We start from the raw sequence: 21,619 nt of genomic DNA, 5'->3' as shown, positions 1-21,619 counted from the left end.
CGGGATCGCGCACGCCGCGCCCGGCGCCGGTCGCCCTCACGCTCCCGCCCCCGCGTACACGCCCTGCGCGGCCTCGACTCCGCCGCCGGACGCGACCGCGGCACCGTGCCGGCGCAGCACCGCCTCGAGGGCAGCGAGGGTGGTGAGCACCGCGTCTTTGCGCGCGTTGTAGCCCATCGTGCCGATGCGCCAGACGCGGCCGTGCAGCGGCCCGAACGACGTGCCGATCTCGATGCCGAAGTCGCTCAACAGCTCGCTGCGCACGGCGTCGCCCACGACGGCATCCGGGATCTCGACCGCCACCACGTTGGTCATCTTGTGCGCGACGTCGCCGAACACGGTCAGGCCGAGGCCCTCGACCCCTGCGAGCATCGCGTCGCCGTGCAGCCGGTGACGCGCGATGACCTCGTCGCGCCCCTCGAGCAGCAGCACCCGCGCGCATTCCCGGGCGCCGTAGAGCATGGTCGTCGCCTCGGTGTGGTGGTTGAGGCGGCGCGGGCCCCAGTAGTCGAGGATCATCGCGAGGTCGAAGTAGTTCGAGCGGATGAAGTCGGATGCCGAGGCGTCGCCCTCTTCGCGGATGCCGGCCTCGACCCGGGCTCGCGAGCGCACGACCTCGACGGCGCGGTCCGACAGGCTCAGCGGGGCCGACCCCGACGGCCCGCCGAGGCATTTCTGCAGGCCGGCGGTCGCGGCATCCAGGCCCCAGGCGTCCATCTCGAAGGGGTTGCCGCCGAGCGAGGCGGTGGCGTCGGTGTAGAACAGCGCGCCGTGGGCGCGGCAGATCTCGCCGATCTCCTCCAACGGTTGGAGCATCGTGGTCGAGGTGTCGCCCTGCACGCACGCGACGAGGTGCGGCTTCACCCGCTCGACCGCCTCGCGGATCGTCGACACCGGGAACACCTGGCCCCACGGCACCTCGATCGTGTGCACCTCGGCGAGCGCGCGCTCGGCGATCTCGGCCAGCAGATGCCCGAAGCGGCCGAACACCGGCACGAGCACGCGATCGCCCGGGCGGATGAGCGACACCATCGCCGCCTCGATCCCCGCGCGACTCGTGCCGTCGATCAGCAGGGTCGCATCGTTCGCGGTGCCCCAGACCTGGCGGTACAGCTCCTGCGTCTCGGTCATGGTCGCCGTCATGAACGGGTCGTACTGGCCGACCAGCGGCGCCCCCATCGCGCGCAGCACGCTGGGGTAGGCCGAGATGGGACCGGGGCCCATCAGCAGGCGCGCGGGCGGGTCGATCGGGCCGGGGAGGTGGGACATCAGGACTCCGTGATGCGGGGGCGGGTGGGGGAAAGGAACGAGGGGGCGTGCGCAACTCCGGAGATTCTCGTCCGGGCGGGGGTGGATGCCGTGCGAGAGCCGCTCAGTCCCCGGATTCTCCGGAGTTCGGCCCGCCCGACGCGCGAGACGGCCCGCCCGGCGCGTGAGAAGGCCCGCCCGACGCGCGAGACGGCCCGCCCGGCGCGCGAGAAGGCCCGCCCGACGCGCGAGACGGCCCGCCCGGCGCGTGAGAAGGCCCGCCCGACGCGCGAGACGGTCACCGGATGCCCCCGGCGAGCGCGGCGAAGCGCCGAGCCAAGCGGACGAGCGCGATGTCGGTGCCGGCACGCGAGACGAGGCAGACGCCGACCGGAGCGCCGCCGACGCGCAGCAGCGGGATCGACACGGCGGGGAGGCCGGCGGCCGCGGCGGGCGCGGTCATGCGCAGCGTCGCGGCGCGCACGGCGTCGACGTCGGCGGTGCGTAGCGGCGCGGGACCGGGCACGGTCGGGAACACCATCACGGCACCGTCGACGACCTCGGCCAGGAGGGCGGCGATCGGTTCGAGCTCGGCGCGCGCGGCGGCCTCGTCGTACGCGGTGATCTGCGACGCGACACGGAAGCGCTCGGCCACGGCCGGCCCCACGGCGCCGGGGTGCGCGCGCAGCCAGTCGCCGTCGTTGCGCCACGCCTCGGCGCCCTGCACGGTACGGAACGCCGAGAAGGTGGCATCCAGATCGCCCGTGTGCACCGCGCGGAACGAGGGAGGGTCGTCCGATGCCGCGAGCGCGGCGAGCAGTCGGCTGAACGCCTCGCGGGTCGCCGGCTCGACGCAGTCGAGCACCTCTTCGGGCACGACGAACCGCCACGGCAGGTCGTCGGCCGAGGCTCCGTAGACGTTCTCGGTCGAGCTCGAGCCGTCGTAGCTGAGGCACCAGTCGGCCACGCGCTGCAGGGTCTCGCCGTCGCGCGTGAGCCAGCCGATCGTGTCGAACGACTGCGCGAGCGGAAGCATGCCCTGCCGGGGCACGAGGTCATGGGTCGTGCGCAGGCCCCAGAGCCCCTGATACGAGGCGGGCACGCGGATCGACCCCGCGGTGTCGGTGGCGAGGCCGATGTCGGCGTGGCCGAGGGCGACGGCGGACGCGGGGCCGCTCGACGATCCGCCAGGCAGCGCGCCGACCACCGCACCGTTGGGCGGGGTGCCGTAGTGCACGTTGTCACCGGCGATCGAGTAGGCGAACTCGTCGGTCCGCGCGATGCCGCGCAGCGACGCCCCTGCGCGCAGCAGGTCGGCGACGGCCGGGGCCGTGGCCTTTTCGGGCCGTGCCTCTTCGAGGTAGGTCGGGTTGCCCGCCCCGATGCGGAAGCCAGCGATGGCGAACAGGTCTTTCACCGCGACGGTCAGGCCGGCCAGCGGCCCCTCCCACGCTCCCTGCAGGAACGGGTCGCCCACGCTCCGCCAGATCGTGCGATCGAGTGCCGGCGTACGGGGCGTGACGTGCGCGGCCGTGATGAGCCACCGGCCGTCGATGCGCTGCCACACCTGGGTCTGCAGGCCGCGGCCTCCGCCGACGAACTGCGACACCGACATGAGCAGGGCGCTGTCGGAACCGAGCGGGCGGTAGTGGATTTCGGCGATCTCACGCGCGGGCACTCCCCCGCGCAGGGCTCGGAACCCGCTGATCGCGTCGTGCCCGACGAGCAGGCCCGCAGTGTCGCCGCGAAGCGTCTCGGGTCCGGGAGCGAAGAAGTCGTCGAGCGCGTCGAGGTCGTTCGCCACGATCGCCCGCTCGTACGCGTCGAAGGCGGCACGCAGGTCGGCGGGGATCGCCGGGGCGCCGGCGGGCGCCGCGGGCGCGGGCGTGGCGGGCACGGGCGTGGCGGGCTCGGGCGTAATGGGCTCGGGCGTCGCCCCCGTGGCATCCGTCATGATCGGCGCCCCTCTCCGCGCTTCGTCGAGTGTCCGAAACACCCGGACCATCCGAAGAATCGTCCGGGTGTTTTGGACACTCGACGGGCAGGGGCAGCGTCGCCAGCGCCCGGCGCGAACGGCCGGGCCACGACGTCGGCGTCGGCGTCGAAGCCGGCGCCGAACGGCAGGGCGTCAGCCGCCTCGGCACGGGCCAGGGCGGCGGCGAGGACGGGGCTCATGCGACGTCTCCTTCTTCTTCGTGCGGCGCCGGACCGTCGACGGACTCGGGTTCCGCGGCGGCGTCGGGGGCGGATGCCAGCGGCATGGGCTCCACGGCTGCCACCTCCGCGAAGTCGGCCTCGCGGATGCGGGCGTGCACCCCCGAGACGATGTCGACGACCTGCGAGATGTCGAAGTCGGTCGCCGCGCTCAGGTAGGCGTACGCGAGGTGCTCGTCCATGCCCCAGCGCCCGCCGAGCAACGCCAGCGACGACCGCACGCACGCGCGCATCGCGGCGTCGAGGTCGGGGTCCATGCCGGTCGGCACGAGGTAGTCGGGCGTCCGCACGAGCGGTCCGGTCACCTCGCCGAACGCCGCGCGGGCGGCATCCGCGGGGATCACCTCGAAGCGCAGGGTGGCGCGCAGCGAGGCCTCGAGAGCGGTGAGCGCCACCTCTCCGTCGCCCTGCGCGAAGTGCGGGTCGCCGACGTAGGCCAGCGCCCCCTCGACCTGCACGGGGAGGAAGAGCGTGGTCCCCTCGACGAGCAGGTTGATGTCGATGTTGCCGCCGTGGGTTCCGGGCGGCACCGAGTGCGGGCGCTCCTCCCCCGCGACGGCGACGCCCATCGTGCCGAGGAACGGCGCGAGCGGGTACGACACGATCGGCTCGGCGCCCTCGACCACGGGGAGGGTGCCGTAGCGGATGCCGTCGCGCTCGACGACGGCCGAGAACACGCTGACGTTGTGCTCGCCGCGGGGCAGCTCGCCGACTAGGGCGCCCTTGCCGTGGCGGTTCGAGATCACGCCGTACGGCACGCGCGGCACGAGGGTCTCGACCGTGATCTTCAGCAGGTCGCCCGGGTGCGCTCCGCGCACGTGCACGGGTCCGACGACCACGTGGGGGCCGTCGGCGGAGGGGTCTCGGAGGGCGGATGCCGCGATCTCGACCGCATCGTCGAGCACCTGATCCGCGGGCACGCCGTGGCCCGCGAAGAACGCGCGCGGGTCTTTGCCCTGGTCGTCGAGGATGCCCTCGTGGCTCACGGTGTCGAAGGTGACGCTCTCGCCCGAGGCGACCTCGAGCACGGCGGCGTCGGTCGCGCACGGGAGGCGCCCCCACAGCACGGTGTCGAGGGTCGCGGCGACGTAGTGATCGCCGGGGATCGGCCCGGTGTGGGGCTGCAGGATCGGGAAGGCGCGGGTGCCGGCGCGGTGGCTGAGCCTGTCGAAGCCGCCCTCCACCACGCTCACGCCTCCACCACCGCTGCCGCCCGCAGCAGCTCGCGGCCCTCGCGCTCGGTGACCGCGGCGCCGCGCCGGTAGACCGAAGCCCCCCGCAACCAGGTCTCGCGCACCACGCCGGTGAGCGTCTGCCCGTGCCACGGCGACACGGGGTTGCGGTACTCCAGCGCCGCGGCATCCACCGTGAACTGCTCGTCGGGGGCGAAGGCCACGAGGTGCGCGGGAGCCCCCACCTCGATCACACCGAGCCCCTCGAGCCCGGCGATGCGCGCGGGGCCGGTGGTCATCAGGGGCAGCAGCGTCTCGAAGGCGAGTCCTCGCGCCCGGGCGGTGGAGTGCACCGCCGACAGCCCGGTCTGCAGTCCCGCGATGCCGCCCCAGGCCAGCCCGAAGTCGGGGTTGTCCTTGAGGGCGACGGTGGCCGGGGAGTGATCGCTGACGATCGCGTCGATCGTTCCGTCGACCACGCCCGCCCACAGCAGGTCGGGGTTATCGCCGCCGCGGATCGGAGGGCAGCACTTGAACGCCCCGGCACCGTCGGGCACGGCCGCGGCATCGAGGGTGAGGTAGTGGGGACACGTCTCGATCGTCAGGCGCACGCCCTCGGCCTTGGCGGCGCGCACGGCGTCGAGCGACCCGCCGTCGGAGACGTGCACGACGTGGGCACGCGCCCCGGTGCGCCGCGCGGCGTCGATCACGCGCTGGATCGCGGCGCGCTCGCTCAGCGGAGGGCGACTCGCCTCGAAGTCGGCGTAGTGCGGGCCCAGCGCTCCGTCGGCGTGGAGGTGCGCCGGGTCTTCCGCGTGCACGATGAGCAGCCCGTCGAACTCCGCGAGCTCGGCGAGACACCGCTCGAGCTGCTCGGGGTCGAGGTGACCGAACTCGTCGATGCCGCTCGGTGACAGGAAGCACTTGAAGCCCACGACCCCGGCATCCGCCATCGCCCGCAGCGAACCGAGGTTCTCGGGCACGGCGCCGCCCCAGTACGCGACGTCGACGGCGAGCTTGCCGCGGGCGGCGGCGCGCTTGAGCTGCAGCGCCTCGATCGTGGTGGTCACCGGCGAGCTGTTGAGCGGCATGTCGACGACCGTGGTCACGCCTCCGGCCGCGGCCGCCGCGGTTCCGGTCGCGAAGCCCTCCCACTCGGTGCGCCCGGGTTCGTCGAGGTGCACGTGCGAGTCGACGAGGCCCGGCAGCAGCACGGCGTCGGCGGGCAGGACCGTGTCGGCGGAGACGTCGAACGACTCGATGCTCGCGACGAGTCCGTCGTCGATCACGACGGTGGCGGGGGTGAACGCACCGTCGAGATAGACCCGGCGGGCAGCGATCCGTGTGCTCATGCCGCTCACGCTAAGGGCCTCGCGTTTCGCGAATGTAACCGTCATCAACATTCATGCGAACACCTCGGCGCCGCGAGTCACGTCGTCGCGGTTCGGGGCGGATCCCGGCGTTCGGGGCGCAGATTTTCCGCCCCGAACGACAGAATCCGCCCCGAACCCGAGCTGACCGGCCCCGGCCGCGCCCGCGAACTCGCGCGGCGGCCGCGCGTACTCATCGCGCTTGCTCGTGCCCAGGCCCATGCGCACCATCCCGGATGCCATGCCCACCGCAGCCGCGACCCCGTCGACGACCGGCACCCCCACGCGTGCGGTCAGCTCGGCGCACAGGTCGGCCATGCCGGCGCAGCCGAGCACGATGACGTCGGCGCCGGAGGCCGCGGCATCCGCGCTCAGTTCGGCGATGGTGGAAACGGCGGCGGATGCCGTGTCTTCGAGGTCCAGGACCGGGATGCCGGTCGCGGCCAGCGAGACGCACGCCCGCTCCATGCCGTACCGGGAGACGAGGTCGTGCGCGCGCCCGAGCGTGCGGCTGAGCGTCGTGACCACCCCGAAGTGCCGCCCCGACACCGCGGCCAGGTGCATCGCCGCCTCGGCGATGCCCAGCACGGGCACCTCGACCAGTTCGCGGGCCGCATCGAGCCCCGGGTCGCCGAAGCACGCAATGACGTAGGCGTCCGCGGGGTCGGGGCCGTCGCGGTCGGCCGCGATGAGCTCGACCACGGCGGCGGCCGCGGCGATCTCGTCGACGTGGCTCTCGATGGCGGCCGCCCCGACCTGCGGGCAGACGGCGTCGATGTCGACATCGGGTCCCGCCACCCCCCGGGCGGCGTCCGCGATCTTCGCGGTCATCGCCCGGGAGGTGTTGGGGTTGACGAGCAGGATCCTCACGCGAGCGTCTCGCGCGGGGTTGCGGCATCCGGAGCCGTGTTCGCGAGCACCGGCACGGCCTCTCCGTCCGGCGCCTCGGCCGCCTGATCGACCGTGCCGTCGGAGATGCCGTCGGTCTCGCCGTCGAAGGTCGGAACCCGAGGGTCGAGGCGCTCGAAGAGCAGGAAGAGCACGAAGCCGAGACCGCAGCCGATGAACCAGCTGTAGTCGCTCACCCACGACACGTTGAACAGCCCCAGGTCGGCGAAGAGCTTCGGGAAGATCGCGATGGCCACCGTGGGCACGCCCGCGGCGATGACGGCCTTGACCGCGTTGGGGTTGAAGCCGTTGCGGTACCAGTAGGGCCCGGCGGGGTCCATCGTGAACATCGCGTCGACCTTCACCCGCTGGCGCGCGGCGAAGTAGTAGCCGGCGATCAGGATGCCGAACAGGGGCCCGATCAGCGCACCCAGCACGCCCAGCGAGTAGTGGATCGCGTCGCTGTTGGAGTACCAGTTCCAGGGCATGAGGAAGGTCGAGCCGACCGCGGCGATCATGCCGCCCGCGCGCCACGAGATCTTCTTCGGGGCGACGTTGGAGAAGTCGAACGCGGGCGAGATGAAGTTCGCGACGATGTTGATGCCGACGGTGGCCGTGACGAAGGTGAGCCCGCCCAGCAGGATCGCGAAGGGCGTGTCGATCTGCTCGACCGTCTTGATCGGGTCGGTGATGAGGGATCCGAACACGGGGACCGTGGCCGAGGCGGTGATGACGGTGAGCAGCGAGAAGAAGACGAAGTTGATCGGCAGTCCCCAGAAGTTGCCCTTCTTCACCGCGGCGAAGCTCTTGCCGTAGCGGGCGAAGTCGCCGAAGTTCAGCATCGGGCCCGAGAAGTACGACACGACCAGGGCGATCGCGGCGAACATCACCGGGATCGAGGCCCAGAAGTCGAGCTGCACCGTCGACAGGGTGAAGGAGATGTTCTGGATGCCGGCCTGAGACACGAGGTACACAGCGAGCACGATCATGACGAGGTAGACGGCGGGGCCGGCCCAGTCGATGAAGCGGCGGATGACCTCCATGCCGTTCCAGAAGAGGAGGAACTGCGCGGTCCACAGGATCGCGTACGAGATCCAGCCGAGCGCCGACAGCCCGGCGAACGACACGTCGAGGAGAGCTGCCGAGCCCGGGATGAACTTGAGGAACACGATGTTCAGCGATTCGGCCGCGAGGAAGGTCTGCACCCCGTACCAGGCGATCGCGATGAGCCCGCGGATGATCGCGGGGATGTTCGCACCCCGGATGCCGAAGACCACGCGGTTGATGACCGGGAAGGGCACACCCGTCTTCTGGCTGGGCTTGGCGACCATGTTGGCGAAGACCTGCACGATGACGATGCCGGCGATCAGCGCCACGAGCACCTGCCACGACTGCAGGCCCAGGGCGAAAAGCGACCCGGCGGTGACGTAGCCGCCGACGGAGTGCACGTCGCTCATCCAGAACGCGAAGATGTTGTAGCTCGACCACTTCTGCTTCCGCAGCGGAGCCAGGTCTTCGTTGGCGAGACGGTCGTCGTAGTGGGGCTTCATGTTGCCGCCCCCGTGGGGGTGGCCGGCGGCCTCCACGAGATCGTGGGGACCGGTGAGCGGGGTGGAAGTCATGTCATTCCTCTCAGGACGATGGATGCCACGACGTGGAGTCCGCGGCCGGAGTGGAGCTCTGATGTGAAGTTATGGGTTCACACTGCCCGGCTGGTTTCGCTCGTGTAACGAGCGTGTGAAGTCGCTCCTTCACGCTTTTCGCCTCCCTAGACTCGGGACATGTCGCAGCCGCCCCTCGCCGAAGCCACCGCCGTCGAGCCGGATTCGGCGGGCGTCGGGGCACGGATCCGCGACCTGCGGCAGGCGCGCGGCATCTCGGCGCGGGCGCTCGCGAAGTCGCTCGGCATCTCCCCCAGCGCCGTGTCGCAGATCGAACGCGGAGTGATGCAGCCGAGCGTCTCGCGCCTGATCGCCATCACCGACGCACTGGGCGTTCCGCTCGTGGCGGCCTTCGACGCGGCATCCGACCGTCCGATCGAACCCGTCGGGCCCTCGGGCTTCACGCTGCAGCGCGCCGGGCAGTCGCCCGACATCGTGCTCGACAGCGGGGTGTCGTTCCGCCGGCTCACCCCCGGCACCTCGCCCGGGGTCGACTACTTCGAATCGATCTACCCGCCCGGAGCCTCGGCCCACGGAGCCGACGGTCTGTTCCACCACGAGGGCTACGAGGTCGGCACCGTCGTCGCGGGCGAGCTCACCATCGACTTCGAGGCCGAGCGGGTGATCCTGCGTTCGGGCGACGCCATCAGCTACCCCTGCTCGGTCCCGCACCGCCTGCACAACACGGGCGAGGCCGACGCCGTGGCGCACTGGTTGATCGTGCACGCCTGACGCGGCGGCCCGGGTTGGGGCGGATTCCGCCGTTCGGGGCGCGAATCGCACGCCCCAAAGGACGGATCTCGCCCCAAACCTGTGGACGGCGGCCGGAATGTTCCCCACAGCAACATCGCCGACACATCCCGCCACAGCGCCGTAACGCGGTCGGCCTAGCGTGACCTGCATGCACCTGCACCACTTCCATGCCCTCGACGAGGCGGATGCCACGGCGGTGGTCCGCGTGTGGGCCGACATCCCCGGCTGGGTCGACGCCGTCGTCGGCGGTCGCCCCTACGCCGACGTCGACGCCCTCGCCGCCTACGCCGGTGACCTCGCTTCGACCTGGTCACCGCAGGACCTCGAGGCGGCCCTGCACGCCCACCCGCGCATCGGCGCGAAGGTCGCGGGCGACGGCGCTGAAGCGACCGCGTCGCGGCGCGAGCAGGGGTCGATGGCCTCCGCCGCCGATGACGACGTGGCGGCGATCGCGGCCGGCAACGCGGCCTACGAAGAGCGCTTCGGTCGCGTCTTCCTCATCCGCGCGGCGGGGCGCACGCCCGGCGAGATGCGCGCGGAGCTCGAACGACGCCTGTCGAACGACCCCGACGCCGAGACGATCGAGGCGACCCGCCAGCTCGCCGAGATCGCGCTGCTGCGCCTGCGCACCACCTTCGCCGACGACGCTCTCGCCGAACCGGAGGCCGCCGAATGACGCACCTGACGAGTCACGTGCTCGACGCCACCGCGGGGATTCCCGCCGCCGGTGTCACCCTCACGCTCGCCCACCGCGGCGGCGCGACGGTCGACACCGCCACCACCGACGCCGACGGGCGGGCGAGCCTCGGCCCCGACCTCCTGGCCGACGGCGGCTACACCCTCACCTTCGCCACCGGCGCGTACTTCCGCGCCCGCGGTGTTCCCTCGTTTCACCCGGAGGTCGTCGTGACCTTCACCGTCGGCGGTGAGGCGCACCTGCACGTGCCCCTTCTGCTGAGCCCGTTCGCCTATTCGACCTACCGCGGCAGCTGAGGAGCGACATGAAGGTCATCGTCATCGGCGCCGGCGTCGGCGGCACCTCCGCCGCCCTGGCCCTGCAGAAGCTCGGACACGAGGTCGTCGTATACGACCGCATGCGCGAGAACCGCCCCGTCGGTGCGGCGCTGTCGCTGTGGTCCAACGGCGTGAAGGTGCTCAACTGGCTCGGCCTCGGCGCCCAGGTGGCAGCCCTCGGCGGCCGCATGGACGACATGGCTTACTACGACGGCCACACCGGCGACGAGATGTGCCGCTTCAGCCTCGCCCCCGTGACCGCGCAGACCGGGCAGCGCCCCTACCCCGTGGCGCGCGCCGATCTGCAGCAGTTGATGATGGATGCCGTGGGCGCCGAGAACATCCGGCTCGGCCGCCAGCTGACCGGGGTCTCCGAGGCAGACGGGGTCGTCACCGCGACCTTCGCCGACGGCTCCATCGACACCGCTGACCTTCTCATCGGCGCCGACGGCGCCCGCTCGATCGTGCGCGATTACGTGACCGAGCCCGCCGGCATCCGTCCCGAGCGCCGGTACTCCGGGTACGTCAACTACAACGGTCTCGTCGCGGCCGACCCGCGCATCGGCCCGCTGGATCAGTGGACCACCTACGTCGGCGACGGCAAGCGCTGCGCCGTCATGCCCGTCGCCGGCGACCGCTTCTATTTCTTCGTCGACGTGCCCGGGCCCTCGGGTGTCACCGAAGACCGCATGGCCGCCCTTGAGCACGCGTTCGGCTCGTGGGGCGCCCCCGGCGTGCGCGCTCTGCTCGACGGCATCGACCCCGACGAGTCGCTCAACCGCGTGGAGATCTGGGACATCGACCCCTTCGACACCTGGGTGCGCGGGCGCGTGGCGATCCTCGGCGACGCCGCGCACAACACCGCCCCCGACATCGGTCAGGGCGCGTGCTCGGCGCTCGAAGACAGCTTCGCCCTCGGCATCGTCTTCGCGACCTCGACTCTCGGCGTCGAGGACTCGCTGAAGCGCTACGAGCGCATCCGCACCGAGCGTGCGGGCGACCTGGTGCTGCGCGCCCGCAAACGCGCGCACGAAACGCACGCGTTCGACGTGGACACGACCCAGGCCTGGTACGACGGCCTGCGCCGCGAAGACGGCACCGGCGTCATCCGCGGCATCGTCGGCAACATCGAGGGCAGCCCGGTCGAGCTCGGCGCCAGCGTCCTGGGCTGAGGGCGGCCGTCACGCGCCGCGTGGGCGGTACACAACTCCGGTGATTCCGAATGCCGACCCCTCCGCGACCGCGGAAGACCGCGGCATCCGCCCACGACCCCGGCCGACGTTCCGGAGTTGTGCACGCGGGCGCGGCCCGCGGGCCAGGGCAGCGCAGCCGTTCGAGACCTCGTTCAGGTCGCCCGAGCCGTGCACAACTCCGGTGATTCCGAATGCCGACCCCTCCGCGACCGCGGAAGACCGCGGCATCCGCCCACGACCCCGGCCGACGTTCCGGAGTTGTGCACGCGGGCACGGCCCGCGGGCCGGCCGGCCTCAGACGTGGAAGACCGAGTGCAGGTCGCCGCCGAGGGCCTCGCGACCGCCGAGGCCGTCGATCTCGAGCAGGGTCGCGATGCCGACGACCTCGCTGCCGACCGCCTGCAGCAGGTCGCGGCCGGCGCGGAGCGTGCCGCCCGTGGCGAGCACGTCGTCGAGCAGCAGCACGCGCGCGCCCGCGGCGTTGTCGTCGTGCATCTCGATCTGCGCCGAGCCGTACTCGAGGTCGTACGACATCGAGGCCGCGGGTCGGGGCAGCTTGCCCGCCTTGCGGATCGGCATGAGGCCCACGTTCGCCGCGATCGCCGCCGCGCCCGCGAGCAGGAACCCGCGCGCCTCGACACCGGCGACCGCGTCGAAGCGACCGGCGAACGGCTCGATCAGCGCGTCGACGACGGTCCGCAGGGCCGCGGCGTCGGTGAGCAGCGGAGTGATGTCACGGAAGACGATTCCGGGCTTGGGGTAGTCGGGGATGCTCGTGATGAGCGATTCAGCGCGGGCGAGGGCAGTGGCGTCGGGCACCCGTCCAGCCTACGCGCGCGGTAGACCCTGCCCGCGGGCGAGTCCAGGCGCCTCAGAACTCGACACGGCGCCCGAGCCGGCCGGCGATCGCGTCGTCGACGGCGGTGCGGATGACGCGCGCCTTGTCTCTCCGCCGCGTCACGATCATGCACACGAGGCACAGCGCGGCGAAGAGGGCGCCGTTGAGCACGCGGGCGCGCGACCAGCGCTTGCCGATCCGCAGCTCGCGGTGCACCCGGTTGCGCAGCGAGTAATACAGCAGCGCGTCGTTGGTCGAACGGAACATCGCCAGCACCTCGAAGCCGGGCGGCATCCACCGCTCGCCGCGCGGGTCGACGACCACCGCACGCGGGGTCAGCACGATGCGCCCGCCCGCCGCGACGATGCGCGAGGTGTACTCCAGATCGTCGCCGTAGAGCACGAGGTCGGCATCCGGATCACCGATGGCCCGCGTCGCCGCGATGCGCATCAGCAGTCCGCCATAGGGCGCGTAGGGCAGATCGCCACCCGTCCGCTGCACCGCACGGCGCAGGCCGAGTCGCTCGAGGGCGCGCCGCGCGAACAGGCCCGCCTCGACCCCCGCGAACGATCGGCTCGCCTCGGGCTGTTCGCGCGAGAGCTCCGACGCGATCGTCTCGGCCACCTCGTCGGGGTCGGCCGAGGGAGCGCGCACGGGCGCCACCGCGCACGGCATCGTGCCCGCGTCCCACAACCGGCGCTCCTCGGCGATGAGGCTGTCGAGCGCGCCCGGTTCGGGGAGGTTGTCGTCGTCGAGGAGCCACACGTACTCGGCCCCCGCCTCGCGGGCGAGGGCGATCGCGAGACCGAACGCCGGGGCCGAGCCCTCGTTGCGGTCGAGACGGTGGCAAAGAACACGGGGCTCGTACTCGGCGACGAGTTCGCGCAGCTCTCGCTGGGCGTCAGGGGTGGACCCGTTGTCGACGACGATCACGCTCTCGACCCCCTGCGCGAGCAGGGCTTCGACCGTGGCACGGCACGAGCGCGCTCGTGTGGCGTAGGTGACGGTGGCGCCGACCACCGACGGACGGACGATGGTGGCTGCCTCGGCAGTCGGGTGCGACGTCACGAGCCGTAGACCTCCGCGAGCGAACGTTCGAACTGGGCCGCGGAGAACTCCGCACGCGCCGCCGCGCGCACGCCGCGGGCGGCGGCGCGGGCGGCCGCAGGGTCGTCGAGCACGGCGATCACCCCGCGGGCGAGGGCCTCGGCCTCATCCGCGACGGCGAAGACGTGGAGGCGGTCGTCGACGATCCCCTCGACCCCGACTGTCGTCGACACGACGGGGATGCCGCGCACCATGGCCTCGACGGTCTTGAACTTGACCCCCGCTCCCGAACGCAGCGGAACGAGCACCGCGGCGGCATCCGCGTAATACGGATCGAGTGTCTCGACCCGACCGGTCACCTCGACGGCGTCGAGGTCTGCGGCCAGCTCGTGCATGCGCGGGGTGGGATTGGCCCCGGCGAAGACGAACCGCACCCGGGGGTGACGGGCCCGGACGATCGGGAGGATCTCGGTGGCCGCCCACTCCGCCGCATCGGCGTTGACCGAGCGATCGAACGCGCCGACGAACAGCACGACCGGTGCCGTCGTGGTGCCGGGGTCTGCGTGCTCCGCCGACTTGACACCGGCGAGGGGCGGTCGCACGACGCGCGCCGGGGCCGCAGCGCCCGCGCAGCGATGGATGACGTCGACGTCCTTCGCACTGAAGGTGACGGCGACATCGGCCTTCGAGTACACGCGGCGTTCGTCGCGGGCGACGATGAATCGCCGCCACCGGGCGAGAAGGCGCTGCGGCAAGGGGGCTGCGGCGCTCGCCTCGAAGAAGCGCTCGTAGCTCTGCGACAGCACGTCGTGCACGACGACGACGTGGCGCGCGGACGGAGCCGGCAGGTGCGCGGCGAGCCATGCGGTCTCGGTCCACTGATACTCGACGACGTCGGCCGTCTCGACGAGGCGCCGCGCCACCGTCGACGCCGAGAACGCCCGGCGGATCCGCGCGACAGGACGGACGGGGAACAGGCGCGCCTGCTGCTTGTCGGAGAAGTCCGCGAGGCGCCGGCCGAGGGGAGTCGACACGGCGAGCAGCTCGACGCGGATTTCGTTGCGCAGGGCCAGGCGTCCCACGCGATTGTCGGGGCTGTCCGGCGCGAGGATCGTGATGCGGTGCCCGAGCGCGGCGAGCGCGCGCAGGTGCCGGAGGTAGTACTGGCCCCCCGCGTGCGGCACGCCGTCGAAGGGGACCATCGGGGTCACGCTGACGATGCGCGCAGACACCGTCTCTTGCTCGACTTTCGGCTGGGCGTACACGGGACCCACTGTGGTGAGCGGCGCGGGCGACCCGCGCTCGAGCCGCTCCCCGCCATGGCTCGTTAAGGACGACCCCCGAACGGGTGAGGTTCCGGTCGAACCTCGCGCCGCCCGCGTCCTCGCCGCGGTCCATGGCGATCGCCCCCGCGTAACGTCCGTCGCGTTCGGATGCGACCGGAGGGGATGTCCGCGTGAAGATCACCCACGTGCAGAGCACCTTCGTCGCCACGCTCGGAGGCGCCGAGTCGTACGTGCTCGCCCTGGCCGCAGCGCAAGCACGACAAGGCGACTGCGTCGAGATCGTCACCGCCTGGACCGACCCCGAAACGGTCGCGCGGGCCCGCCGCTCCGGCGTCGTCGTGCGGCAGCTGCCGGTGCGGCGCCCGTACCGCCCCGACGAGCACGGCGCGACGGTGACGGCGCGCGTGGCCTTCCACGCGCTCGACCTGTGGGGGGCGTTCGTCGTGCCCCGCTCCTTGCGGCGCGTGCAGAGACCCGACCGGGTGGTGCACGTGCACCGCTTCCAGGGCGTCGGGTCGGCGATCCTGCGCGCGCAGGCGGCTCCGGTCGTGCACACCGCCCACGATTACTGCCTCGTCGACACGACCTCGACCAGCGTCCGCCACGGGATCGAGCAGTCGCGGTTGGGCCTCGTTCAACGCCTCCGCGCGCGCGTGCTGTGGCGCTCCGCCCGCCATGCCGATGTCGTCGTCTTCCCCAGCGTGCGCACGCGCCGGCGGCACGCCGCCCTGGGCCTCGCCCTCGAGGAGATCGACGCCCGCGTCGTGCCGCACGGCTGGATCGCCGCGGCGCACCCGGAGGATCGACAGCCCTCGGCGCACCCGCGCTTCGTGTTCCTCGGCAAGCTGCAGAAGGAGAAGGGCATCGAGACCCTGCTGCGGGCGTGGGAGCAGGCCGGCATCGACGGCGAGTTGGTCATCGCCGGAGACGGCCCGCTGCGCGCGGTCGTCGAGAAGGCCGTCGGAGAGACGGTGAGCTACGTCGGCTGGGCGGACGACGCCCGCAAAGCGGCGCTGCTGTCGACCGCGACCGCCCTGGTGTTCCCCTCGCAGTGGCCCGAGACCTTCGGGCTGGTCATCGCGGAGAGCCTGCTCGCGGGGTGCCCGGTGATCGCGACGCCCGACGCGGCCGGCTCTCTCGTGGTCGACGGGGTCAACGGCGTCGTGAGCGCGTCGTCGAGCGCGGAGGCCCTCGCCGCGGCGCTCGAGCGCGTCGCCCTCGACGCGCGCCTGCGCGCCACGCTGACCGATGGGGCGCGGGCGAGCGCCGCCGACCTCGACTTCGACACGCATCTGTCCCGGATCACCCGCGTCTACACCGACGCGATCACGCACTTCGACCGGTCTCGCCGCGGACTCTGACCTCGGCACGGCACGTCGCCTCATCCTTCAACTCACCCGCGCTCGACGGATCCTCACCCCACCGCCCCGTGGCCGACGCTCGAGCGGGAGCCCGTTGACGCGACTGCAAGCGCTTGCACTAACGTGGTCGTCATGACTTTCACGCAGGAAGACGCGCGCGCCGAGCTCGTCGCCGCTCCCGGCTCCGAGTGGTGGCGCACCGCCGTCATCTACCAGATCTACCCCCGCTCGTTCGCGGACGCCTCGGGCGACGGTCTCGGCGACCTGCCCGGCGTCACCGCGCACCTCGACGACCTGCAGGACCTGGGAGTCGACGCCATCTGGCTGAGCCCCTTCCAGCGGTCGCCGCAGAAGGACGCGGGCTACGACGTCGCCGACTACCGCGACGTCGACCCGATCTTCGGCACCCTCGCCGACTTCGACGCGATGCTCGCGGGTGCGCACGAGCGCGGCATCCGGGTCATCGTCGACCTGGTGCCCAATCACTCGAGCGATCAGCACGTGTGGTTCCAGGAAGCGCTGAAGGCCGCCCCCGGCAGCCCCGAGCGGGCGCGCTACATCTTCCGCGACGGCAAGGGCGAGAACGGCGAGCTGCCCCCGAACAACTGGGAGAGCGTCTTCGGCGGCGGCATGTGGAAGCGCGTGACCGAGGCCGACGGCACCCCCGGCCAGTGGTACCTGCACATCTTCGACGAGAGCCAGCCCGACTTCGACTGGACCAACGACGAGGTGCGCGCGGAGTTCCGCGACATCCTGCGCTTCTGGCTCGACCGCGGGGTCGACGGCTTCCGCGTCGACGTGGCGCACGGCCTCATCAAGGCCGAGGGTCTGCCCGACTACACGCCCGATCCCGACGCGGGGTCGATGGGCGGCGACGCCGACGCCGTCCCCTACTGGGGCCAGCCGGGCGTGCACGAGGTGTGGCGCGAATGGCACGAGGTGCTCGCCGCGTACGACGGCGACCGCGCCCTGTGCGCCGAGGCATGGCTGCCCACCGTCGCCGAGACGGCGCTGTGGGTGCGACCCGACGAGATGCACCAGGCGTTCAACTTCCACTACCTCGAGACCGCCTGGGACGCACCGGCCCTGCGCGCGGTCATCACCGACTCGCTCGACGAGTACGGCGCCGTCGGCGCCCCCAGCACCTGGGTGCTGTCGAACCACGACGTCGTGCGCCACGCCTCGCGCCTCGCGCTGACGGCCGAGAACCCGCAGGGTGCGGGCATCGGCCCGCAGTCGCCCGGCAAGCCCGACCCCGTGAAGGGCCTGCACCGCGCCCGCGCCGCGACCTCGCTCATGCTGGCGCTCCCGGGCTCGTCGTACCTGTACCAGGGCGAAGAGCTGGGTCTGCCCGAGGTCATCGACCTGCCCGACGACGCACGGCAGGACCCGACCTGGTTCCGCACGAACGGCGAGCGCTACGGGCGCGACGGATGCCGCGTGCCGATCCCCTGGACCGCCGATGGCCCCGCCTACGGATTCAACGACACGGGCGAGTCATGGCTGCCGCAGCCCACGGAGTGGGCCGACCTCGCGCGCGACGTGCAGGTCGACGACCCCTCGTCGACGCTGACGCTGTACCGGTCGCTGCTGGCCGAGCGCCGCGCGCGCAACCTGGGCGCGGGCGAGCTCGCGTGGGTCGAGGGCTTCGGCGACGACGTGGTGGCGTTCCGCAACGGCTCGCTCCTGGTGGTGGCGAACCTCGGCGATGCCGCGGTCGAGCTGCCCGCGGGCGAGGTGCTCATCGCGAGCGGACCGCTCGACGGCGACACCCTGCCCACCGACACGACCGTCTGGATCGCGGCGGCCTGAGCCGCGGCATCCGCCGGTATTCGACGAGAGCACACGAGACCGTGGTCGGCATCGACGACGTCGCCCGCGTGGCGGGGGTGTCGACGGCCACGGTCTCGCGTGCGTTGAGCGGACGGGGGCCGGTGTCGGCGGCGACCCGCGAGCGCGTGATGGTCGCCGCGGAGAGCCTGGGGTACGTCGTGTCGGCGGCCGCGTCGAGCCTGGCGTCAGGACGCGCGCGGGCCGTCGGCGTGGTCGTGCCGTTCCTCGACCGCTGGTTCTTCAGCACCGTGCTCGCGGGCATCTCCGACGGGCTCGTCCGCCACGGCTACGACATCACCTTGTACAGCGTCGGCGTGGACCGCGACGAGCGGCGACGCGTCTTCGACGACCACGTGCGACGGCGCCGGATCGACGCCGTCATCACGATCGCCCTGGAGTCGGACGCCGAGGAATCGGCGTCGCTGCGCCGGCTCGGCGTGCCGATCGTCGCGATCGCCGGGCCCAACCCCCTGCTGACGACGTTGACCGTCGACGATCTCGCGGTCGGCCGACTCGCCACCGCGCACCTGCTCGCGCTGGGGCATCGCCGGGTGGCGCACATCGGGGCGGATGCCGCGACGGCGGCCGGATCGACGGTGCCGGCCCTGCGACGACGGGGATTCGAAGAGGCGCTGGCCGAAGAGGGCGTCGCGGACGCACCGGTCTACCCGGCCGACTTCACGATCGAGGGCGGTTCCGCCGCCGCCGCGCGCGCCCTCGACGCGGAGCAGCGCCCCACGGCACTGTTCGCGGCCTCGGACGAGATGGCCATCGGCGCGATCCTCGCCGCGCGCGAGAAGGGCCTGCGGGTGCCCGACGACGTCTCGATCATCGGCGTCGATGGCCACGAGCTCGGCCGGTGGTTCGGCCTGACCACCGTCGACCAGTTCGCCCGCGGCCAGGGCGAGCGGGCTGCCGCCGCCGTGCTGGCGGAACTCGACGGCGCTGAGCCCGCACGCGGACTCGGAACGCTGCCGTTCGAGCTCGTCGAACGCGGCTCGACGGCCCCGCCGCCCGCCTGACCGCCTCGCCGCCGGGGGCGAGAGCCCGGCTCAGCGCGCCGAGCCCTCGAGCGAACCCGCGACCTCACCCGCGGGGTCGTAAAGGATGCACGAGATGCTGCGGTCTCCGTCGGACCAGGTCTGCTCGGTCGGACCGACGTACTCCCAGTCGAGGGTCGAATCACCGTACGGAACGCCGACGAAGCTTTCGAACTCCGCGTCGCAGCCCTCGAACGCCGCGTTCCCGAGGGCATCGTCACCGGGGAAAGCCCCGTCGGCAACGGCGAAAGTCGAGTAGACCTCGTAGGTGTGCGGGTCTGCGCAGTCGACGAAGCTGTCGTCCGCGATCACGCCGCTCGCCAGACCGTCGAGACATTCGCCGACGAAAAGGGCGTACGGGTCGTCGGCCGAAGGGTCGCTCGGCGTGATCTCCACGCCGCCACCGCTCGCCGACGGCACCGGCGGGGCGAACGGGTCGGTCGACGAACCGGACTCGCCGGACGCCGCCGTCGCGCCGACGAACACCGAGAAGACGAAGAGCCCGATCGCCGCGAGGATGAACAGCACCGTCAGCACAGAGCCGGCGATGATGCCGCCGATCGCGAGCCCGCGCCCCTTCTCGCCCGTGCGCTTGACCTGGGCGAGCGCCACCGCGCCCGCCACGATGCCGCCGATCGGGAAGAGGAAGCCGAGGATGATCGCCACGATCGCGACGACGTTCGTGCGGCCCGACGCCGGCGGAGCCGGGTAGGGCGCGAGGTACGTGCCGTCTGCGGCCGTCGTCTGCGCGGCACCCGGGTAGCCCTGCGCTGCGCCGGGGTAACCCTGCGCACCGGGGGCGTACGGCGGCGGGACGGGAGAGGTCGCGGCATCCGCCCCCGATGCCCCGGGAGGAGCGACGGGCGGAACGCCGACCAGCTGACCCCGCTCGGCGAGCCGGACCCCCGCGGAGTGCGCGGCCTCGCGAACCACATCACCTGCCTTGACGGCGCCGATCGCCCCGCCCTTGAAGAATCCGCCTGCCGCGGAGTGCTCGAAGCTCGCGAGGGTGCCCTCGGGCGCCCCCGAGAAGTGCACGTCGAATCGCACGTGCATGTCCTGGCCCGCGAAGGCGCCGGCCACGAGCGTCGTGCCGAGGCTCCCGCGCGAGACGTCGAGGGATCCGGATGCCGTGGGGGTCACCGTGAAACCGAGGTCGGTCAGCGCGGCGGACAGCGCGTCGCGCGCCTGGTCCACGGACAGGGGAAGACGCAGTTCAGCGGTCGCCATGAGTGCTCCTGGATGCAGTGCACGCTGGGAGAACCCCCAGCGTGCGTCCAGGTTAGACCCGGCCGGACAGCACGCACATCGGGCCGCGTCGCGGCCGTACGGGCGCAGGTCGGGGGCGAACGCGCAACGCAGTCGCCCGGACCGGCCGCGACGCGCGGGACCGGTCCGGGCCGACGGTCTCAGCGGATGCGACCCACGAGGTCGTCGCGCGTGAGGGTCTCGGCCTCGGCCAGCACCGCGCGCGCCGCGTCGCGGGCGTCTTCGACGTTCCACAGCAGCACGCCCACGACGCGGTCGTCGTCGAGGTAGTAGACGACGCCGTGATCGGCATCCGTCCAGTCCTCGACCGTGTCGAGGGAGGAGTCGAGCGTGCCCACGGCTTCGTAGCGGACGCCGAAGACGGCGGAGTAGTAGTACGGCGTGTGCGTGTAGGCCTCGGCGGCGCCCGCGAGGTTGCGGCCCGCGGCCTTGCCCTGCTCGTTGGCGTTGTCGACGTGCTCGACGCGACGGCGGCCGAGGATCCGGTCGGGGTAGCTCGCCACGTCACCCGCCGCGAAGACGTCGTCGACCGAGGCACGCAGCTGCGCGTCGACCACGATGCCGTCGTCGACGGTCAGACCCGCCTGCTCGGCCAGGTCGGTGGCCACCTCGATGCCGAGCCCGCTGACCACGGCATCCGCCCGCACCTCGTCGCCGTTCTCGAGCTGAAGGCGCACGCCGTCGGCATCCGCCTGTCCGCCCTCGACCTTGGACCCGGCGACGATCTCGACGCCCGCGTCGCGGAAGAGCTTCTCGAAACGATCGGCGAGCGCCGGCGGGAATATCGAATCGCCCAGCACGGCGCCGGTGTGCACGAGCACCGTGTCGACGTCGTTCTGCACGAGAGCGGCCGCGAGTTCGGAGCCGATGTAGCCCCCGCCGACCACGACGATGCGGTCGAGGTCTTTCGCGAGCGAGCGCAGGCGCCGGTAGTCCTCGGCCGTGCGGAACGACAGGACCCGCCCGCCGTCCGTGCGGTCGTCGACCGGCAGCGGGACGGGCTTGCCGCCGGTGGCGACGAGGAGCTTGCCGTACGAGAAGGTCTCGCCGTCGGCGTCGACCTCGTGCGCGTCGGGACGGATCGCCGTCGCGCGCGTCTGCAGACGGATGTCGGCGCCGGTGTCGTCGGCGGTGCCGAGCGGCACCTTGTCCCACGTGAACTCGTCGTCGGTCCACAGCTTCTTGCTCAGCGCGGGGCGCGTGTAGGGCTCGTCGACGTCGTCGCTCAGGATGCCGATGGAGCCGTCGGCGTCGATCTCGCGGATGCCGCGGGAGGCGGTGTCGGCGACCATTCCGCCGCCGACGATGAGGTAGTCGAAGTGTGTGGTGGTCATGCCGAAAGCGTGGTCGCCCGAGCTGACCGGAGCGGACGGGTTGCGAGGGTCCGCGGCATCCGGTAGCGGCGGGTGGGATTCCTCAGCGTGCAGGTGAA

18 protein-coding genes are annotated in these 21,619 nt (G+C 72.3%); 7 read left to right on the top strand and 11 right to left on the bottom strand.

The genetic code is table 11. The annotated features are described in order from the left end of the window. Nucleotides 1–36: 36 nt before the first annotated feature. From LPW41_RS02395 to LPW41_RS02370, 6 genes are all read right to left on the bottom strand, one after another. Complete coding sequence (locus LPW41_RS02395; RefSeq protein ID WP_230704018.1) at nt 37–1,269, bottom strand: alanine--glyoxylate aminotransferase family protein; 1,233 nt, start codon at nt 1,267–1,269, stop codon at nt 37–39. Between the two features lie 277 nt (nt 1,270–1,546). Beyond that, on the bottom strand, nt 1,547–3,202 hold the full coding sequence (locus LPW41_RS02390; RefSeq protein ID WP_230704017.1) for an AtzH-like domain-containing protein: 1,656 nt from the start codon (nt 3,200–3,202) through the stop codon (nt 1,547–1,549). Nucleotides 3,203–3,419: 217 nt separating this feature from the next. After that, nucleotides 3,420–4,649 carry an acetamidase/formamidase family protein gene (locus tag LPW41_RS02385; protein ID WP_230704509.1) on the bottom strand — a complete coding sequence of 410 codons (1,230 nt, stop codon included), beginning with the start codon at nt 4,647–4,649 and terminating at the stop codon, nt 3,420–3,422. A gap of 2 nt (nt 4,650–4,651) precedes the next feature. Beyond that, the gene (gene allB, locus LPW41_RS02380) at nt 4,652–5,986 is read right to left on the bottom strand and encodes an allantoinase AllB (protein ID WP_230704016.1); all 1,335 of its coding nucleotides are present in this window, start codon (nt 5,984–5,986) and stop codon (nt 4,652–4,654) included. Nucleotides 5,987–6,037: 51 nt separating this feature from the next. Beyond that, entirely contained in the window at nt 6,038–6,874 is an 837-nt protein-coding gene (locus tag LPW41_RS02375) for an aspartate/glutamate racemase family protein (RefSeq protein WP_230704015.1), read from the bottom strand. Then, complete coding sequence (locus LPW41_RS02370) at nt 6,871–8,514, bottom strand: NCS1 family nucleobase:cation symporter-1 (protein ID WP_230704014.1); 1,644 nt, start codon at nt 8,512–8,514, stop codon at nt 6,871–6,873. The genes LPW41_RS02375 and LPW41_RS02370 overlap by 4 nt, the downstream gene beginning before the upstream one ends. Before the next feature lie 159 nt (nt 8,515–8,673). Between LPW41_RS02370 and LPW41_RS02365 the strand changes: the two genes are divergently transcribed. From LPW41_RS02365 to hpxO, 4 genes are all read left to right on the top strand, one after another. Beyond that, nucleotides 8,674–9,285, top strand: coding sequence for a helix-turn-helix domain-containing protein (locus tag LPW41_RS02365; protein WP_144830508.1), 612 nt, complete (start codon nt 8,674–8,676; stop codon nt 9,283–9,285). 169 nt (nt 9,286–9,454) lie between these two features. After that, on the top strand, nt 9,455–9,982 hold the full coding sequence (uraD, locus tag LPW41_RS02360; protein WP_144830511.1) for a 2-oxo-4-hydroxy-4-carboxy-5-ureidoimidazoline decarboxylase: 528 nt from the start codon (nt 9,455–9,457) through the stop codon (nt 9,980–9,982). After that, on the top strand, nt 9,979–10,299 hold the full coding sequence (gene uraH / locus LPW41_RS02355) for a hydroxyisourate hydrolase (RefSeq protein WP_230704013.1): 321 nt from the start codon (nt 9,979–9,981) through the stop codon (nt 10,297–10,299). Before uraD ends, uraH begins: the two co-directional genes overlap by 4 nt. Before the next feature lie 8 nt (nt 10,300–10,307). Further along, entirely contained in the window at nt 10,308–11,492 is a 1,185-nt protein-coding gene (gene hpxO / locus LPW41_RS02350; RefSeq protein ID WP_154096904.1) for an FAD-dependent urate hydroxylase HpxO, read from the top strand. A gap of 315 nt (nt 11,493–11,807) precedes the next feature. Here the strand turns inward: hpxO and LPW41_RS02345 are convergent, their stop codons facing one another. Genes LPW41_RS02345 through LPW41_RS02335 form a run of 3 tightly spaced genes read right to left on the bottom strand, consistent with a single transcriptional unit; the run spans nt 11,808 to nt 14,630 of the window. Next, nucleotides 11,808–12,332, bottom strand: a complete 525-nt coding sequence (locus LPW41_RS02345) for an adenine phosphoribosyltransferase (RefSeq protein ID WP_154096905.1) — start codon at nt 12,330–12,332, stop codon at nt 11,808–11,810. A gap of 52 nt (nt 12,333–12,384) precedes the next feature. Further along, on the bottom strand, nt 12,385–13,419 hold the full coding sequence (locus LPW41_RS02340; RefSeq protein ID WP_230704012.1) for a glycosyltransferase: 1,035 nt from the start codon (nt 13,417–13,419) through the stop codon (nt 12,385–12,387). Next, a complete protein-coding gene (locus LPW41_RS02335; RefSeq protein ID WP_230704011.1) occupies nt 13,416–14,630 on the bottom strand; it encodes a glycosyltransferase in 1,215 nt (404 codons plus the stop codon). The genes LPW41_RS02340 and LPW41_RS02335 overlap by 4 nt, the downstream gene beginning before the upstream one ends. Nucleotides 14,631–14,854: 224 nt before the next feature. Here LPW41_RS02335 and LPW41_RS02330 point away from each other — a divergent pair, with 224 nt between their 5' ends. The 3 genes from LPW41_RS02330 (at nt 14,855) to LPW41_RS02320 (ending at nt 18,900) form a co-directional block, all read left to right on the top strand. Beyond that, nucleotides 14,855–16,045, top strand: coding sequence for a glycosyltransferase (locus LPW41_RS02330; protein WP_230704010.1), 1,191 nt, complete (start codon nt 14,855–14,857; stop codon nt 16,043–16,045). A gap of 132 nt (nt 16,046–16,177) precedes the next feature. Next, nucleotides 16,178–17,857, top strand: a complete 1,680-nt coding sequence (locus LPW41_RS02325; RefSeq protein ID WP_144830531.1) for a glycoside hydrolase family 13 protein — start codon at nt 16,178–16,180, stop codon at nt 17,855–17,857. 41 nt (nt 17,858–17,898) lie between these two features. Next, nucleotides 17,899–18,900, top strand: a complete 1,002-nt coding sequence (locus tag LPW41_RS02320; RefSeq protein ID WP_144830534.1) for a LacI family DNA-binding transcriptional regulator — start codon at nt 17,899–17,901, stop codon at nt 18,898–18,900. Nucleotides 18,901–18,930: 30 nt separating this feature from the next. Here LPW41_RS02320 and LPW41_RS02315 read toward each other — a convergent pair whose 3' ends face one another. Together LPW41_RS02315 and LPW41_RS02310 are read right to left on the bottom strand one after the other, a co-directional pair. Next, complete coding sequence (locus tag LPW41_RS02315; RefSeq protein ID WP_154096911.1) at nt 18,931–20,148, bottom strand: DUF4190 domain-containing protein; 1,218 nt, start codon at nt 20,146–20,148, stop codon at nt 18,931–18,933. Nucleotides 20,149–20,327: 179 nt separating this feature from the next. Next, the gene (locus LPW41_RS02310) at nt 20,328–21,521 is read right to left on the bottom strand and encodes an NAD(P)/FAD-dependent oxidoreductase (protein WP_230704009.1); all 1,194 of its coding nucleotides are present in this window, start codon (nt 21,519–21,521) and stop codon (nt 20,328–20,330) included. Nucleotides 21,522–21,619: the final 98 nt, after the last annotated feature.

The organism is Microbacterium sp. JC 701 (assembly GCF_021026215.1).
Classification (GTDB): domain Bacteria; phylum Actinomycetota; class Actinomycetes; order Actinomycetales; family Microbacteriaceae; genus Microbacterium; species Microbacterium algihabitans.
The sequence above is the reverse complement of the archived record's forward strand: the minus strand, read 5'-3'. Positions and strand labels throughout refer to the sequence as shown.

Excerpts from the sequence above, each read along its gene's own strand:
- LPW41_RS02395 (WP_230704018.1), bottom strand. The coding sequence starts at position 1,269 with ATGTCCCACCTCCCCGGCCCGATCGACCCGCCCGCGCGCCTGCTGATG.
- LPW41_RS02390 (WP_230704017.1), bottom strand. The coding sequence starts at position 3,202 with ATGACGGATGCCACGGGGGCGACGCCCGAGCCCATTACGCCCGAGCCC.
- allB (WP_230704016.1), bottom strand. The coding sequence starts at position 5,986 with ATGAGCACACGGATCGCTGCCCGCCGGGTCTATCTCGACGGTGCGTTC.
- LPW41_RS02370 (WP_230704014.1), bottom strand. The coding sequence starts at position 8,514 with ATGACTTCCACCCCGCTCACCGGTCCCCACGATCTCGTGGAGGCCGCC.
- LPW41_RS02365 (WP_144830508.1), top strand. The coding sequence starts at position 8,674 with ATGTCGCAGCCGCCCCTCGCCGAAGCCACCGCCGTCGAGCCGGATTCG.
- uraD (WP_144830511.1), top strand. The coding sequence starts at position 9,455 with ATGCACCTGCACCACTTCCATGCCCTCGACGAGGCGGATGCCACGGCG.
- uraH (WP_230704013.1), top strand. The coding sequence starts at position 9,979 with ATGACGCACCTGACGAGTCACGTGCTCGACGCCACCGCGGGGATTCCC.
- hpxO (WP_154096904.1), top strand. The coding sequence starts at position 10,308 with ATGAAGGTCATCGTCATCGGCGCCGGCGTCGGCGGCACCTCCGCCGCC.
- LPW41_RS02325 (WP_144830531.1), top strand. The coding sequence starts at position 16,178 with ATGACTTTCACGCAGGAAGACGCGCGCGCCGAGCTCGTCGCCGCTCCC.
- LPW41_RS02315 (WP_154096911.1), bottom strand. The coding sequence starts at position 20,148 with ATGGCGACCGCTGAACTGCGTCTTCCCCTGTCCGTGGACCAGGCGCGC.
- LPW41_RS02310 (WP_230704009.1), bottom strand. The coding sequence starts at position 21,521 with ATGACCACCACACACTTCGACTACCTCATCGTCGGCGGCGGAATGGTC.